The 16,625-nt window shown below is 66.6% G+C and carries 14 protein-coding genes; 9 read left to right on the top strand and 5 right to left on the bottom strand.

Going from position 1 to position 16,625, the window contains the following annotated elements:
* Positions 1-124 precede the first annotated feature (124 nt).
* Complete coding sequence (locus tag WK25_RS05775) at positions 125-2,416, top strand: FUSC family protein (protein WP_059543729.1); 2,292 nt, start codon at positions 125-127, stop codon at positions 2,414-2,416.
* Positions 2,417-2,797: 381 nt separating this feature from the next.
* On the top strand, positions 2,798-4,165 hold the full coding sequence (locus WK25_RS05770) for an amino acid permease (RefSeq protein ID WP_069241157.1): 1,368 nt from the start codon (positions 2,798-2,800) through the stop codon (positions 4,163-4,165).
* Between the two features lie 167 nt (positions 4,166-4,332).
* Here the strand turns inward: WK25_RS05770 and WK25_RS31105 are convergent, their stop codons facing one another.
* The gene (locus WK25_RS31105) at positions 4,333-4,500 is read right to left on the bottom strand and encodes a hypothetical protein (RefSeq protein WP_014897547.1); all 168 of its coding nucleotides are present in this window, start codon (positions 4,498-4,500) and stop codon (positions 4,333-4,335) included.
* A gap of 241 nt (positions 4,501-4,741) precedes the next feature.
* Between WK25_RS31105 and WK25_RS05765 the strand changes: the two genes are divergently transcribed.
* From WK25_RS05765 to WK25_RS05755, 3 genes are read left to right on the top strand one after another with little or no spacing between them, the layout of a single operon-like run.
* A complete protein-coding gene (locus WK25_RS05765; protein WP_069241156.1) occupies positions 4,742-5,785 on the top strand; it encodes a Fe(3+) ABC transporter substrate-binding protein in 1,044 nt (347 codons plus the stop codon).
* Positions 5,775-7,451, top strand: a complete 1,677-nt coding sequence (locus tag WK25_RS05760) for an ABC transporter permease (RefSeq protein WP_069241155.1) — start codon at positions 5,775-5,777, stop codon at positions 7,449-7,451. Before WK25_RS05765 ends, WK25_RS05760 begins: the two co-directional genes overlap by 11 nt.
* A gap of 4 nt (positions 7,452-7,455) precedes the next feature.
* Positions 7,456-8,229, top strand: a complete 774-nt coding sequence (locus tag WK25_RS05755) for an ABC transporter ATP-binding protein (protein ID WP_059543732.1) — start codon at positions 7,456-7,458, stop codon at positions 8,227-8,229.
* 187 nt (positions 8,230-8,416) lie between these two features.
* Here the strand turns inward: WK25_RS05755 and WK25_RS05750 are convergent, their stop codons facing one another.
* The 4 genes from WK25_RS05750 to WK25_RS05735 all read right to left on the bottom strand — a co-directional run bounded on the left by WK25_RS05750 (position 8,417) and on the right by WK25_RS05735 (position 10,945).
* Positions 8,417-8,887 (bottom strand): Lrp/AsnC family transcriptional regulator, encoded by a 471-nt coding sequence (locus WK25_RS05750; protein ID WP_040143830.1) that lies wholly within the window; start codon positions 8,885-8,887, stop codon positions 8,417-8,419.
* A gap of 298 nt (positions 8,888-9,185) precedes the next feature.
* Complete coding sequence (locus tag WK25_RS05745) at positions 9,186-9,827, bottom strand: NAD(P)-dependent oxidoreductase (protein WP_040143829.1); 642 nt, start codon at positions 9,825-9,827, stop codon at positions 9,186-9,188.
* Between the two features lie 141 nt (positions 9,828-9,968).
* A complete protein-coding gene (locus WK25_RS05740) occupies positions 9,969-10,424 on the bottom strand; it encodes an Rrf2 family transcriptional regulator (protein ID WP_040143828.1) in 456 nt (151 codons plus the stop codon).
* A 92-nt stretch (positions 10,425-10,516) separates the two neighbouring features.
* Positions 10,517-10,945, bottom strand: coding sequence for a hypothetical protein (locus WK25_RS05735; RefSeq protein ID WP_059544027.1), 429 nt, complete (start codon positions 10,943-10,945; stop codon positions 10,517-10,519).
* 191 nt (positions 10,946-11,136) lie between these two features.
* On the opposite strand from WK25_RS05735, the gene WK25_RS05730 reads away from it, so the two are divergent.
* From WK25_RS05730 to WK25_RS05715, 4 genes are all read left to right on the top strand, one after another.
* Entirely contained in the window at positions 11,137-11,472 is a 336-nt protein-coding gene (locus WK25_RS05730; protein ID WP_040143826.1) for a hypothetical protein, read from the top strand.
* A 265-nt stretch (positions 11,473-11,737) separates the two neighbouring features.
* Positions 11,738-12,931: an ammonium transporter gene (locus tag WK25_RS05725; protein ID WP_040143825.1), complete on the top strand. Its 1,194-nt coding sequence runs from the start codon at positions 11,738-11,740 to the stop codon at positions 12,929-12,931.
* A 195-nt stretch (positions 12,932-13,126) separates the two neighbouring features.
* Positions 13,127-15,085, top strand: a complete 1,959-nt coding sequence (locus WK25_RS05720) for a PhoX family protein (RefSeq protein WP_069241154.1) — start codon at positions 13,127-13,129, stop codon at positions 15,083-15,085.
* Positions 15,086-15,725: 640 nt separating this feature from the next.
* Positions 15,726-16,550 carry an IclR family transcriptional regulator gene (locus WK25_RS05715; protein ID WP_040143823.1) on the top strand — a complete coding sequence of 275 codons (825 nt, stop codon included), beginning with the start codon at positions 15,726-15,728 and terminating at the stop codon, positions 16,548-16,550.
* Positions 16,551-16,625 lie beyond the last annotated feature (75 nt).

Here is a 16,625-nt window from a genome sequence, read left to right as displayed (position 1 = left end):
AGCAAAAGGACCGCCGCGGCGAACCTCGTCCGAAAGGCCAGGTTTTGCGGACCGCGAAATACGATAGACTCGTCGCCAGTCAATACGCCGCTCCGGGCGTCTTCGTCTGTCATTCAGCCCATCGATGCGCTATTCGGTCGAAATCAGAAAGTTTCTTTACAGCCAGTACTTTTTCGGCGGCCTGCGGATCGCGGTCGGCGTGTCGTTGCCGGCCGTGCTGTGTCTGATCGTATTCAACAACCGGGAGCTCGGCTTCACGATCTCGACCGGCGCGCTCGGCGCCTGCGTGGTCGACATGCCGGGCCCGCTGAAGTACAAGCACAACGAAATGCTCGCGTGCAGCGTGATCGGCTTCCTGGCCGCGCTCGCGACCGGCCTCGCGACGCCGAACATCTTCGCGCTGTGGCTGACGATCGTGCCGCTCACGTTCGTGCTGTCGCTGATCGTCGTCTACGGCAACCGCTGGCCGCAGATCAGCTTCGCGACGCTGTTCATGATGGTGATGACGCTCGAGGAAAAATTCACGCCGCTGCAAGCGTTCGTCAACGCCGGATGGATTCTCGCCGGTGGCCTCTGGTACACGTACTGGGCGACCGTGGTGTCGCAATGGCAGGCGCGCAGGATCGAGCAGCAGGCGCTCGCCGAGAGTCTGTTCGCGTGCGCGGACTACCTGCTCGCGCGCGCGCAGTTCTACGATCTCGACGCCGATCTCGACGAGTGCTATCGCAATCTGGTTGCCAAGCAGATTACCGCGGTCGAAACGCAGGAAACCGCACGCGACATCGTGCTGCGCAACCTGCCGAAGCTGCGCCGCGGCAAGCTCGATCCCGGCCGCACGACGATGTACAACCTGTTCATCAACAGCGTCGACCTGCACGAGCTGTTTGTCGGCGCGCATACCGACTACCCGCTCGTGCGCAATACGTTCGGCGGCTCGGACCTGATCATTTTCTATCGCGATCTGATCCGCAAGGCGGCCGCCGATCTCGAAGAGATCGGTCTCGCGGTGCTCGAGAACCGCGCGCCGCATTCGCGCATCAGCGTGAAAGCCGAACTGCGCGCGATCGAGTACGAGATCGAGCTGATGCGCAAGAAGAACTTCCCGGCGAGCAATGCGGAAGCGTACGCGGCGGTGCTCGCGACGTTCCGGCGCATCTGGAGCGCGACGCGGCTGATCGACCGGATGCGCCGCAATCTGTCGGGCCATGCCGACCCGCAGCAAACGGAACTGAAGATCGACAAGGCGCTCACGCGCTTCCTGCAGCGGCGCCGGATGTCGCCGCTGCTGATCTTCTCGAACCTGAACATGCGCTCGCCAAGCTTCCGCCACGCGCTGCGCGTGACGATCGCGGTGGCGGTCGGCTTCTGGCTCGGCCGGCTGCTGCCGCTGACGAACGCGTACTGGATCGTGATGACGACGATCATCATCCTGAAGCCCGGCTATTCGCTCACCAAGCAGCGCAATGCGCAGCGGATCGTCGGTACGCTGATCGGCTGCGCGGCGAGCATCGCGCTGATCTACACGGTGAAGGAGCCGCACCTGCTGATCGCGATCATGTTCGGGTCGATGGTGATGAGCTACAGCCTGCTGTTGTTCAACTACGCGGCGAGCGTCGTGTTCACGTCGTCATACGTGCTGCTGATGTTCCATCTGCTCGCGCCGGGCAGCATGCGCATCATCGGCGAGCGCGCGATCGACACGGTCGTGGGCTGCATGATCGCGATCGCGGCGAGCCGGCTGTTCCCGTACTGGGAATACCGGCTGATGGGCAAGCTTGTCACCGACATGCTTACGTCGACGCGCAAGTATTTCGAGGCGGTGTGGCGCGCCGGGCGCGGTGCGTCGCCGCCGCCGGTCCCGGCCGGCGACGGCGCGGCCGTCGTGGGGGTCGTCGCCGCGGCAATCGAAACGCCGGCCGGCACGCTCGACGACGATTATCGCTACCGTCTCGCGCGCAAGGACGTGCACATCGCGTTCGCAAACCTCGGCCAGGCGTTCCAGCGGATGATGATCGAGCCGAAGGCGCACCAGCGCTTCGTGCCGGAGCTGAACGATCTGCTCGTGCAGACGCACGTGCTCGGCGCGCAGATCACCGCAGCCGCGCCGTTGATCCGCAGCGCGTGCGCGGCCGACGAGCATCTCGCGCACGACGACGCATTGCACCGCGCACTGTCCGCGGTGCTCGAGAACCTCGAGAAGGCGGAGGCCGGCGAGCCGCCGCCGGCCGACCGGATCGAAGCGACGAAACAACTCACGCGCGACCTCGACGCAATGGTCGTGTCGGCGGAAAAATCCGAAGCGGTCGGTGCGGACCTCACGCACGACCTGAAGGTGCTCGCGCACCAGTGCAAGCAGATGCTCGCGTCGTCGCTGCTGATCCGCAAGGACGCAAGCGTGATCCGGCTGCCCGCATGAACGTGTGACATTGCGCTGCTGTCGCCGGCCGGCCCGCACACGCACGCGGGTCGGCCGGCGGTGCTTGCGCCGTTCGCGCCCCACCGTACCTGAAGCATGGCCAACCACCGGACGGGCGACGCCCCGCACCGTTCCCGGCGTTTCCGCCGTTCCTGCAACGTTCTCCGCGAAGCATGATCCACCCGCCCCACGCGGCCGGCTCGCACATATCGCTGCGGCCGCACGCCCGATTCCTCCGCTCGCGCCAGTCAGGGAATACCCGATTCCGCTCGCGTAGCCCCGCTTGTTATCATTCGTTCACGTTCAAGTTGTATATACAACTTAAGCCAACAGGACCGGCCGCGCTGGCCCGGTCCGCCGCATAACGATATCGGAGACTCGATGAAAAACTTGCAGCGCCATCTGGGCGCGCGGCACATCCGCTTTCTCGCGCTGGGCTCGGCAATCGGCACCGGCCTGTTCTACGGCTCCGCGTCGGCGATCCAGCTCGCGGGCCCGGCGGTGATCCTGGCCTACATCGTCGGCGGCGCGGCCGTCTACATGGTGATGCGCGCACTCGGCGAAATGGCGGTGCGCGAACCGGTAGCAGGCTCCTTCGGCCACTACGCGAGCGAGAACCTCGGCCCGTTCGCGGGTTTCGTCACCGGCTGGACGTACACGCTGGAAATGGTCATCGTCGCGATTGCCGACATCACCGCGTTCGGCATCTACATGGGCTTCTGGTTTCCGGACGTGCCGCAGTGGATCTGGGTGCTCGGCGTCGTCGCCGTGATTTGCGGGCTGAACCTGTGCCACGTGAAGGTGTTCGGCGAGCTCGAGTTCTGGCTGTCGATCATCAAGGTCGGCGCGATCGTCGCGATGATTGGCGGCGGCGTCGCGATCCTGCTGACCGGTATGCATTTCGGCCATTCGGCCGACGTGCCGACGATCGCGAACCTGTGGAACCATGGCGGCTTCTTCCCGAACGGAATCGGCGGGCTGATCGCGTCGCTGTCGGTCGTGATCTTCGCGTACGGCGGCATCGAGGTGATCGGGATGAGCGCCGGCGAGGCGAAGGATCCCGAGCGCGTGATTCCGCGCGCGATCAACGCGGTGCCCGCGCGGATCCTGCTGTTCTACGTGCTGACGATGGTCGTGCTGATGTCGATCAGCCCGTGGACCGGCGTAGGCGGCGACGGCAGCCCGTTCGTGCAGATCTTCTCCGCACTCGGTGTGAAGTCGGCCGCGACGATCCTGAACCTCGTCGTGATCAGCGCGGCGATTTCGGCGATCAACAGCGACATCTTCGGTGCGGGCCGGATGATGTTCGGGATGGCACGGCAAGGCCAGGCGCCGCGCGTGCTGATGTCGACGTCGCGGCACGGCGTGCCGTGGGTCACGGTGCTCGTGATGGCCGGCGCGCTGCTCGTCGGCGTGCTGCTCAACTACCTGATGCCGAAGGATGTGTTCCTGGTCGTGGCCGCGATCGCGACGTTCGCGACCGTCTGGGTGTGGCTGATGATCCTGCTGTCGCAGGTCGCGATGCGCCGGCGCCTGTCGCACGCGGAAGTCGCGGCGCTGAAGTTCAAGGTGCCGCTGTGGCCCGTGGCGCCCGCGCTGACGATCGCGTTCATGGGATTCGTGATCGTGATGCTGGGCTGGTTCGACGACACGCGCGTCGCGCTCTACGTCGGCGCGGCATGGCTCGCCCTGCTCGCGGCGGTGTTCTACATCCGGATCCGCCCGAAGTTCGCGGCTGCGTCACGGTGACGCACGAGTAACTTTCCACGCGGTGCGCCGGCTTCGGCGCCCGCGTTTTCCGAGTCAATTGCGGCGTGATGTGACGCATCACCCGCCACAGCTCCCGCCCTTTCCTTGCTGCGCATCGCCGCCAGACCGAAGGCCCAAGCAGCAATCACGCAGCGGGTCACACAACGTCAGTGCGACGCGGCGCTCGCACTCGCGGCCTCTGCCGGATGAGCCTCGTCGTACGCGCGCTTTTGCGAGATCGCGTTGTACAGGATCGTCCCGATCACGAGCAGCACCGCCACGACGATCAGGATGCTCACGTTGCGGACAGGGTTCTTCTTGCGCTGATCGTTCATGGTCGGTGCGGCTCCGTCGGATTCGTTGAAGCGGGCATTCTACGCGCTTGTACCCGTGCCGCGCCCAGCCGTTGCGTTAACCGACCTTCACCTTCCCGCCGCCTTTCGCACGCTTTCATTTGATAATCATTCCCATTTCGATTTAGAATCGCAAATCTTTCGTTTTGTAATGTTTCGGGCCGCTCGGGCGGCAGGCACGTCCCGAAACGCTTCCTCCTCCGCCTGCCTCACCGGAGTCACCATGTCGAATCCGCGCACCCGCCTGCTGCCGCTCGCCGGCGCCCTCGCCGTTGCCGCCGCCGCGTTCGCGCCGCTTGCCCAGGCCGTCGAGGAAGTGAGCCTGTACACGACCCGCGAGCCGAAGCTGATCCAGCCGCTGATCGACGCGTTCACGAAGCAGAGCGGCGTCAAGGTCAACACGGTATTCGTGAAGGACGGCCTGCTCGAACGCGTGAAGGCCGAAGGCGCACAATCGCCGGCCGACGTGCTGATGACGGTCGACATCGGCAACCTGCTCGACCTGGTCGACGGCGGGCTCGCGCAGCCGGTGCGCTCGAAGGTGCTCGACGACGCGATTCCCGCGAATCTGCGCGGCGCGCAAGGCGACTGGTATGCGCTGTCGCTGCGCGATCGCGTGTTGTACGTCGAGAAGGACCTGAAGGTCGACGCATTCCGCTACGAAGATCTCGCCGATCCGAAATGGAAGGGCAAGGTCTGCATCCGCTCCGGCCAGCATCCGTACAACACGGCGCTCGTCGCCGCGATGATCGCGCACGACGGCGAGGCTGCGACTGAAAAGTGGCTGCGCGGCGTGAAAGCGAACCTCGCACGCAAGGCGACCGGCGGCGACCGCGACGTCGCGCGCGATATTCTCGGCGGCATCTGCGACGTCGGTCTCGCGAACGCGTACTACGTCGGTCACATGAAGAACGCGGAAGCCGGCACCGATGCGCGCAAGTGGGGCGATGCGATCAAGGTCGTGCGTCCGACCTTCGCGAACGCGAAGAGCGGCGGCACGCACGTGAACATCAGCGGCGCGACGGTCGCGAAGCATGCACCGCACAAGGCCAACGCGGTGAAGCTGCTCGAGTACCTGGTATCGCCGGAAGCGCAGGCGCTGTATGCGCAGGCGAACTACGAATATCCGGTGCGCGCGAACGTGAAGCTCGACCCGGTGATCGCGAGCTTCGGCCCGTTGAAGATCGACCCGCTGCCGCTCGCCGACATCGCGAAGCATCGCAAGGCGGCCAGCCAGCTCGTCGACAAGGTCGGCTTTGACAACTAACGCACCTTTCGTCCGCGCGCGTCGCCAGCCGTTCCGGTTGCGCGCGGGCGGCGCCTGGCTGGCTGCGGCCGTCGCGATCGCCGCGGCGGTCGCGGCGCCGCTCGCGGTGCTGGTCGCCGCCGCGTTCGGCGCCGATCTCGCTCACTGGGCGCATCTTGCCGAATTCGTACTGCCGCAGGCGCTCGTCAATACGCTGATGCTGCTCGCGGGCGTCGGCGCGATCGTCACGGTGATCGGCACGGGCTGCGCGTGGCTCGTCACCGCGTACGACTTTCCCGGCCGCCGCGTGCTGACCTGGGCGCTGCTGCTGCCGCTCGCGGTGCCCACCTATATCGTCGCGTTCGCGTATCTCGACCTGCTGCACCCGATCGGCCCCGTGCAGGGCACGATTCGCTGGCTGCTCGGCTTCGACAGCCCGCGCCAGTTCCGCCTGCCCGATCTGCGCTCGCTTCCGGGCGCAATCTTCGTGCTCGGCTTCGTGCTGTATCCGTACGTGTACCTGAGCACGCGAGCGATGTTCGTCACGCAGTCCGCAAGCCTGCTCGAAGCCGCGCGCACGCTCGGTGCCGGGCGCATCGTCACGTTCTGGCGCGTCGTCGTGCCGCTGGCTCGGCCCGCGATCGCGGTTGGCGTGAGCCTCGCACTGCTCGAAACGCTAAACGACATCGGCGCGTCCGAATTCCTCGGCGTACAAACGCTGACGGTGTCGGTCTACACGACGTGGGTCACCCGCTCCGATCTCGCCGGTGCCGCGCAGATCGCGCTCGCGATGCTCGCGATCGTCGTCGGCATGATCGCGCTCGAACGCTACGGGCGCCGCCGCCAGCGCTACGCGCACGGGCGGCGCATGCGGCCGATCGCGCCGCGCACGCTGACCGGCGCAACCGCCTGGTGCGCGGCCGCGTTCGGCTGGCTGCCGGTTCTGCTCGGCTTCGGCGCGCCGGCCGCGTATCTCGCGGTCGAAACCGGCAAGCGGGTGCACCTGGTCGGCGGCGTATCGGCGCAGTTGCTGACCGGGCTCGCGAACACGTTGTCGATCGCCGCCGCCGCGACTGCGGCCACGCTCGCGTGCGGGCTCGTCGTCGCGTGGGCGGCGCGCGCGCAGCGCGACAGCGCACGTGCGGGCCCGGCCCGCGCATGCGCGCGGATCGCGAGCCTCGGCTATGCGGTACCGGGTACCGTGCTCGCGATCGGGCTGCTGATTCCGTTCGCAGCGGCCGACCGGCTGCTCGGCGCCGCACTCGGCCGGGACGGGCTGCTGCTGATGGGGTCTGCGGCCGCACTCGTGATCGCGTACACCGTGCGCTTTCTCGCGATCTCGGCCGGCAGCATCGAAGCCGGACTCGCGCGCATTCCGCCGTCGCTCGAACATGCCGCGCGCTCGCTCGGCGAGACGGCCGGCGGCACGCTGCGCCGCGTGCATCTGCCGCTGCTGCGTCCTGCACTCACGACGAGCGCGCTGCTCGTGTTCGTCGATGCGATGAAGGAGTTGCCGGCGACGTTGCTGCTGCGTCCGCTGAATTTCGACACGCTCGCGACGTGGCTGTATGCGGAAGCCGCGCGCGGCACCTACGAAGAAGGCGCGGTCGCCGCGCTCGCGATCGTGCTGGCCGGGCTCGTGCCCGTGATCCTGCTCGCGCGCACCCGCCACAAGATCGGAGCCTGACACCGTGACCCTGCTTGAACTTGACGACCTCTGCGTCGCCTACGACACACCGAGCGGCAGCCGCATGGTAGTCGACGGGCTGAGCCTCGCGCTTCCGCGCGGCGACATCGGCTGCCTGCTCGGCGCATCGGGCTGCGGCAAGACCACGGTGCTGCGCGCGATCGCAGGCTTCGAGCCGGTGCGGACCGGACGCATCGTGCTGGACGGCATGCCGGTCGCGGCGCCATCGCTCGACGTGCCGCCCGAACGGCGGCGTATCGGAATGATGTTTCAGGACTACGCGCTGTTCCCGCACCTGAGCGCGGCCGACAACGTCGCGTTCGGGTTGCGGCGGATGCCGAAGGCCGAACGGCGCGCGCGGGTCGCCGACATGCTCGAACTCGTCGGGCTCGCGCAATCCGGCAACGCCTACCCGCACGAGCTGTCGGGCGGCCAGCAGCAACGTGTCGCGCTGGCGCGCGCGCTCGCACCGTCGCCGGAATTGCTGCTGCTTGACGAGCCATTCTCGAACCTCGACGTCGACACGCGCGAGCGTCTGGCGTTCGAGCTGCGCGACATCCTGAAACGTACAGGTCACACCGCGATCCTCGTCACGCACAACCAGGCGGAAGCATTCGCGATCGCCGACCGGATCGGCGTGATGAAAGATGGGCGGCTCGCGCAGTGGGACACGCCCTATGCGCTGCACCACCATCCGGCGAGCCCGTTCGTCGCCGAATTCGTGCGCCGCGACGCGCTCGCGGACGAACGTGCGCGCGCGTTGGCGCGCGGCCGTTGAGCGCACGGGGCGCACGTCGACGGCGCGCGGCGGCAGCGGCGGCACCCGAATGCGCACGCATGGATAACGCCGCACGATACGTCGCCATTAACATGCCGCACGCGGCCGACTGCACGCTGACGAATCGGTGGCTACGGCACGCGCGGGCAGCAACCTCAAGCGCTGCGGCCGCGCGGCGTCCCGTGCGCTACGCCGGCTCGGACAGGTCGCGCACCGGCAACGCAGTCGAATACTTGATCTGCTCCATCGCGAACGACGAACTCACGTCGAACAGCGGCACCGCGCGGATCAACTGCTTGTACACGCGATCGTAGTCGTCGATGCCGGTCACCACGACGCGCAGCAGATAGTCGGTCTCGCCGCTCATCCGGTATACCTCGACGACTTCCGGCATGTCGCGCACGGCTTGCGTGAAACGCTGCGCCCATTCCTCGGTGTGCTGATTCGTGCGAATCGCGACGAACACGGTCGTTCCGACGCCGAGCTTGCGCGGATCGCACAGCGCGACCTGTGCGCGAATCGCACCGGTCTCCTTGAGGCGCTGCACACGCTTCCAGCACGGCGTCTGCGACAGGTTCACGCGCTGCGCGAGTTCCGCGATCGGCAGCGTCGCGTCTGCTTGCAACAGCTCCAGCAGCTTGCGATCGATGGCGTCCATTTACCCAGTCCCTCGTAGATAGAAATTTTTTCTATGCATCGTGCACGACGGGGAACAATATGAAAACCACTCCGCGGCGTCGACCGGGATAAACACTGATCGCGTAAAGAGCCGGCGGCCATGTGTACGGTCCGCGTACGCCGGGCTGCCTAGCGGCGTCAGAGCAGACGAAACAGGCGATTCCGCCCGTCAAGGTGGAACCGCCTGAAGTCGTCGATCGCACGGGGCGCATGCGCGCCCTACGCGCACATACGGCGCATGATGCGGGAGCGCTGCGTGTGCGCCGCCGTCCCTTCGCTCAATACGCGACCGTCGCGACTTCGCGCACGAAGCTCCGATGCTCGAGCGCATCGACGAATGCGACCGCGTAATCTTCCGCCGAGATCTTGCTGTTGCCCTGCGCGTCCGCGATCAGCTTGCCGACGCCCGTGCGGAACGTACCCGTGCGCTCGCCCGGTGCGATCTGTGCGGCCGGCGCGAAGAAGGTCCAGTCGAGATCGCCGACGGTCTGCAGGTATCCGAGCGCGTCCCGGTGAGCGAGCGCGACCGCCTTGTATGCATCGGGGAAACCTTCGGTATCGACGAGCTGCTTGCCCGGTGCGACTTCCAGCGAACCCGCGCCGCCCACGACGACGAGCCGCTTCAGCCCCGCCTGGCGAACGCCGGCCACGAGGGCCCGCGCCGCCGCGACGACCTTCGCGGCATCGTCCTGCTGCGGGCCGTACGCACTCGCGACGACGTCGTGACCCGGCAGTGCGGCCGCGATGCTGGCCGCATCGAATAGATCGGCCGCCTTCGCGGTAATGCCGTCGGCGGCCGCGCCGGGATGGCGCGACAGCGCGGTCACGCGATGGCCGCGGCGTGCGGCCTCCGCCGCGATCCGCGAGCCGATCATGCCGGTGGCGCCAAACAGCGCGATGTTCAAGCTACGTTGCGTCATGTCGATTCTCCATCAGTAAAAGTAACCAAAGCGATTACATATAAAGCCGAAAAAAAACGGAGCGGAACTCCGTCGTGCCGGTCGCCGCGCGTGTGCGTCGCCCGGCATCCCGCCCGGTGTGATGCGCGTCGCGGCCCGTGCTTAGCCGCTGGCGCTACCCGCCGGCCGGTTGCGCTGCTCGGATTCGAGCACGTCTGCCGTGACGTCAGCAAGCGTTCGCGTGGCGAGTGACGCTTCCATTGCCCGCTGCGCGTCGCCGATGTAGTCGATCAGCACACCCTGGATGTGCCGGCCGACGACGCACGCGGGATTCGGCGCTTCACGGTGCAGCGCGAACAACTGCGCATCGTCGACCGCGCGGTACACGTCGAGCAGCGTAATTTCCCCGGGCTCCCGCGCGAGCAACGCGCCACCGCCCGCGCCGAGTTGCGACGTGGTCAGCCCCGCGGCCGCCAGCATCGAAAGCAGCCGACGGATCAGCGCCGGATTCGTGTTCACGCTGCCCGCAATGATGTCGGACGACAGCGGCACACCTTCCTGCATCGACAGCAACGCAAGAACGTGAACGGCAAACGCAAACCGGCTGCTGGTATTCATTCCTCGTCCATTCGGCGACGCCGGCCCGAACCGCAGCCGGCGACAATGTGTAACCACTATAATTACATTTTGCGCATCGCGCAAGCGCCCGATTACTCGCCGCTGGCGGGCTTTGCGCCGGCCGCGTTCTGCTGGCTCCACTGCTGGAGCTTCTTGCCGGCCTCCGCCATCCGCGCGCCCGCTTCGGATGCCGCGTGGGCGACGACAGCCGATGCGGCCGCGTCGAACTGCGCCTGCGCAGCGGATGCGAGGCCGCTCGCCGACAACGGCGGCACGGCCGACGCCGCGGACGCGATGCCGGCCTTCGCGGCATTGATCTGCTGGTTGACCGTGCTCGCCACCTGATCGAGCGCCTTCGCCGCGTTGTTGGCGGCATCGGCAGCCGCGCTCGCGGCCGTGTCGGGCTGCGAGGCCGGCGCGCCGGACTTCTCGCAGCCGGCCAGCAACAACACCGCACCGGCGGCCGCAACTGCCAGCACCGCTCCGGACGCGCGACGCGCCCGCCAAGTCTTCATCTTCATCAGCAATCTCCGGCCGTGCGCCGCACGGCCTGAATGGTTGGACCGACGTCGATGATACCGCCTGTGGAACAACGGAAATGACCACTGCCGCTTGAAGATGCACTGCAATTTCGGATTCGTCTGATTCAATCCCGGTCGCGGCGACACTAAAGTGGGCCCTTCAACCCGCTCCGTCTGCTTTCCGCCTCATCATGGCTTTCCTCATCGACTGGTTCATCGCGCTGGCCGCCCTGCTCGCCGCCACGCTCTTCCTGTGTCTTCGCGCGCCGTCCGTGCGGTGCCTGCGCGCGTCGGGCCGTCCACGCCGCGTCGCCGCCGCGCGCCTGCTCGCGCAAGCCGTGATCGGCTTCTGGACGGCTGCGCTGATCGTCACGCAAGGCATCCTCGGCCCGAGCGGCGACGAGCAGTCGCTCCCCGGCTTCGCCGCACTGGCCTTCGCCGCGCTCGGACTCGTTACCGTCGCCGCATACTGGTGTCTGTGCGCATTGCGGCTGCGCCGGCCGCCAGCGCTGTTCGCGCGCCGCTGACGCGCCGGACCGGTGCATCGCGGCGCACCACCTCGCGCCCCGACGCGCGCCATACGCACCAGTTGCGTACGCGTCGCACCATGCGCGTGCAAGGCCGCCACGCCTATTGCGGCAGCATACGTGCCCCGCTTCCGTGCACGCATCGTCGGGACGCCGCGCCGCACGGCGCTCCGGGCCACCATTCGCACCAATTGAACGCAGTCGTTCACCAACTTGACCCGATACTTGCATTCCTTGCCCGTTTTTTGCGCAAGGAAGCCCCGGCATGGATGGTCTGAAATCCGGCGTCGATACACTGTTCCTGTTGATCGGCGCCGTCATGGTGCTCGCGATGCACGCGGGCTTTGCATTTCTCGAGCTTGGCACGGTCCGCAAGAAGAACCAGGTCAACGCGCTCGTGAAGATCCTCGTGGACTTCTCGGTGTCGACGCTCGCTTACTTCTTCATCGGCTACACGATCGCGTACGGCGTCGAGTTCTTCGACGACATCGGCACGCTGTCGCAGCACAGCGGCTACGCGCTCGTGCGCTTCTTCTTCCTGCTGACGTTCGCGGCAGCCATCCCGGCGATCGTGTCCGGAGGCATCGCGGAACGCGCGAAATTCAATCCGCAACTCGTCGCGACGCTGATCATCGTCGGCTTCATCTATCCGTTCTTCGAAGGGATTGCGTGGAACGAGCGCTTCGGCGTGCAGGCGTGGCTCACGCACGCGTTCGGCGCGCCGTTCCACGATTTCGCGGGCTCGGTCGTCGTGCACGCGTTCGGCGGCTGGGTCGCGTTGCCGGCCGTGCTGCTGCTCGGCGCGCGCCACGGCCGCTATGCGAAGGACGGCCGGATCGCCGCGCATCCGCCGTCGAACATCCCGTTCCTCGCGCTCGGCGCGTGGGTGCTGGCCGTCGGCTGGTTCGGGTTCAACGTGATGAGCGCGCAGACGCTCGACAAGATCAGCGGCCTCGTCGCGGTGAACTCGCTGATGGCGATGGTCGGCGGCACGCTCGCCGCGTGGATGGCCGGCCGCAACGATCCGGGCTTCACGTACAACGGACCGCTCGCCGGTCTCGTCGCCGTGTGCGCGGGCTCCGACGTGATGCACCCGATCGGTGCGCTCGTCACCGGCGCAGCGGCAGGTGCACTGTTCGTCGCGATGTTCACCTGCGTGCAGAACAGGTGGCGCATCGACGACGTGCTCGGCGTGTGGCCGCTGCACGGGATGTGCGGCGCACTCGGCGGGATCGCGGCCGGCGTGTTCGGCCAGCCCGCACTGGGCGGCCTCGGCGGCGTATCGTTCGCGTCGCAGCTCATCGGCACGCTCGGCGGCATCGTCATCGCGACGGCGGGCGGCGCGCTGGTGTACGGCGCGCTGAAGGCGACCGTCGGCCTGCGGCTCGATCGCGAAGCCGAATTCGACGGCGCCGACCTGTCGATCCACCGGATCTCGGCGACGCCCGAACGCGAGTGAGCATCGCCGCTGCGTGCGCCGGGCTTGCGCGAGTCCAGCGTCACGCACGTCGGCGCATCATTACGTTTTCAATTCAAAAAACTTTCATGTAGGGTCCCTACACTTCCGTCCAGTTTTCAACTTGCCTTCGCGAAGCTTGCCGAGCGCCTGCGTGTCGCGAAGGCCATTCTTCCAACATCTGAAACTGGACTCCACATGCCCGCGTTGCCCAATGCTTCCCGTCGTCAGGCCCTGAAGATCCTCGCCGGCGCGCCCATGCTGCCCCTCTCCGGCCTCGCGCTGCCGGCCCTGCTGACGGGCTGCGGCGGTGACGACGGTCCGACCGCTACGACGCCGGCCGCCGCATATACGTCGGCGGCGTTCTCGGCGATGGCCGCGCCGACGCTCGACAATGCGGCCGCGATGGCCACGACGACCGTCGGCTCGACGCTGTCGGTGTCGTTCTCGGACGGCTCGTCGCGCAACTTCAAGCTCGCGTACCGGCCGTTCTTCGTCACGGGCGACATGGTGCCGGACGGCAACGGCGGCACGATCCTGGCCGGCGGCTACTACGACATCAACAACCAGCCGATCATCGACCGTTCGGTCGCGGGCAAGGAGCGCCAGTTCTATTCGGACTGCCCGGACGGCAGTTCGCTGTTGACGCTGAAGAACGCGAACGTGCCCGGCGTGAAGGGGAACACAGTGTTCGCGGTCGTGCAGTTCGAATACACGACGCGCGACCAGGCAAGCGCGTCGCAGTACGGCCAGCTGCCGTCGCCGATCGCGGTGATCACGCTCGACCAGGATCCGTCCAGCGGCGCGCTGAAGGTCGTCAAGTATCACAACGTCGACACGTCGAAAGCGCACGGGCTGTGGATCACCTGCGGCGCGAGCCTGTCGCCGTGGGGCACGCATCTGTCGAGCGAGGAATACGAACCGGACGCGACGAAGGCCGCGACCGACGCGCAGTTCAAGGCGTTCAGCAAGAACACGTTCGGCGACGAGACGAAGGCGAACCCCTACCACTACGGCCATCTGCCGGAGATCACGGTGAACCCGGACGGCACCGGCACGGTGAAGAAGCACTACTGCCTCGGCCGCATCTCGCACGAGCTGATCCAGGTGATGCCGGACCAGCGCACCGTGATGATGGGCGACGATGCGACCAACGGCGGCCTGTTCATGTTCGTCGCCGACAAGGCGGCCGACCTGTCGGCCGGCACGCTGTACGTCGCGAAGTGGACGCAGACGTCGTCCGCCGGCGCGGGTAGCGCGACGCTCACGTGGCTGAAGATCGGCCACGCGACCAGCAACGAGATCGAGACGCTCGCGAACACGCTGAAGGCGTCGGACATCATGGACCTGACGACGACCGACCCGAACGACGCCAGCTACACGAAGATTCACTTCGGCGGCAAGTTCAACTGGATCCGCGTGAAGCCGGGAATGGAAAAGGCGGCAGCCTTCCTCGAGACGCATCGCTACGCGGCGCTGATCGGCGGCAGCATGGCGTTCACGAAGCTCGAAGGCACGACGGTCAACGCGAAGGACAAGATCGTCTACACGGCGATGTCGCGGATCGAGACGTCGATGGTCAAGGGCAATACGGTGTCGCGCGACGTCGCGCTGGACAAGAAGATCGCCGCGGGCGCCGTCTACGCGCTGAACCTGAAGGGCGGCCAGCGCGACACGTCGGGCGCCGCGATCGACAGCGAATGGGTGCCGGTGGACATGAGCGCGCCGGCCGCGCTCGTCGGCGAGGATCTCGCCGCGGCCGACGCGCTCGGCAACCTCGCGAACCCGGACAAGATCGCGAACCCCGACAACCTGAAGTTCTCGGAGAAGCTGCGCACGCTGTTCATCGGCGAGGACTCGGGGATGCACGTGAACAACTTCCTGTGGGCGTACAACGTCGACACGAAATCGCTCACACGCGTGCTGTCGTGTCCGGCCGGCGCCGAATCGACGGGCCTGCACGCGGTGGACGAGATCAACGGCTGGACCTACATCATGAGCAACTTCCAGCACGCGGGCGACTGGGAGTCGCCGCTGCACGACAAGGTGAAGCCGACGCTCGATCCGCTCGTGCGCGCAAACTACAAGGACCGATTCGGCGCGAGCGTCGGCTACCTGACGGCCGAGCCGACCAGCATCAAGCTCGCGAAGGCGTAATCGCGTCGCGCGAGCGGCGCGCGCTGCCCGCGTGCCGTCGCCGCGCGTCCGCTGACGGGACGTCCCTAACCGGGCGTCCCTGACCGGGCGTCCCTGACCGGGCACCATCTTCATCACGTTTCATTCGTCGGCGCTCCACGCCGGTTCTTGCGCGATGCCCATCCGGGCGTCGCGCTTTTTTTCGCGCGTGCGCCGCCGACACGGATGCACGCGGCGTACGCGCGCCGGGTCGAAAGAACGGTTTTCAGCGATCGGGGATAATACGGGCCTGACGCGTCCGGGACGGACGGGCAAAAAAAAGCGCCACGGAGACCGTGGCGCTAAAAAAGTTCTAGCCATTCCGAGGGCCGTGCTAGAACCTGAGAGACTGCGCGAAACACCGTTGCCGGTTAAACTCCTGAAACGATGTTTCGAAAACGTGAGACATTCTTTCCGTTTCCGCCCGACAAGTCAAGCGGTATTTGCACCGGTTTCTGCACTTTCCGGCAATGCACATTTGAGCGCTTTCCTAATAAACCAAGGGTGAACCCGTAAAATCTCATCGGATGAACGATTCACCCATGGAACATGCATACTTTGACAATCATCGTACAATATCAACAAAATTGAAATTGCGTTTCGGAAATAGAGAGAAATCCCCGTGTCGACACCTGTAACGCCTCCCGCGCCCCGAGATCGCGAATCGTCGCCCGACGAGATCACCGCACTCGCACGCGGCCTCGCTGTGCTGCGCCGGATCGCGGCCGCCGACGCCCCGGTCAGCAACCGCGAACTGACGGAATTGACGGGCATCCCGAAGCCTACCGTGTCGCGCATCACGGCGACGCTCGTCAGCGCCGGCTTCCTGTTTCAGCTTCCCGACAGCGAGCGCTTCGTGCTGACCGCGTCGGTGCTGGAGCTGAGCCATGGCTTCCTGCGCAATTTCGACATCCGGGCGCGCTCGCGGCCGTTCATGATCGAGCTCGCCGAGCGTACGTCGCTGTCGGTGCATCTCGCGGTGCGCGACCGGCTCGACATGGTCGCGATCGACGTGATCCGCCCGCGCTCCGCCGTGCTGGTCACACGCCTCGAGATCGGCTCGCGGATGGACATCGCGCGCACCGCGGTGGGCCGCGCGTATCTGGCTGCGCTCGAGGACGACGAGCGCCGCACGCTGCTCGACGCGCTGCGCGCCACGGCCGGCGACGACTGGCCGCACGTATCGGCACGGCTGAACCCGGCGCTCGACGATGCGATGCGCGACGGCCACGCGATCGCGGTCGGCGAATGGCGCGAAGGGCTGAACGCGGTCGCGGCCGGCTTCATCGGCCCGTCCGGCCAGCGCTATTCGGTGAACTGCGGCGGCGCGTCGAGCCAGTGCCCGCCCGAGTGGCTGCACGAACACGTCGTGCCCGCGCTGCGCGAATGCATTGCAAAGATTACCCGCGAGATCGGCGGCGCGCCCGCCCGCCGCAGCGCCGTGTAATCGTTTCGTCATCGTACCGTCGCGTTCTGTAACGACCGTAACCCGTTGAAAGATAGACTGCTGGACTGTAACGGG

Origin of the sequence: Burkholderia latens, assembly GCF_001718795.1 — a bacterium.
Classification (GTDB): Bacteria; Pseudomonadota; Gammaproteobacteria; order Burkholderiales; family Burkholderiaceae; genus Burkholderia; species Burkholderia latens_A.
This window is presented reverse-complemented; position numbering and strand designations above follow the sequence as displayed.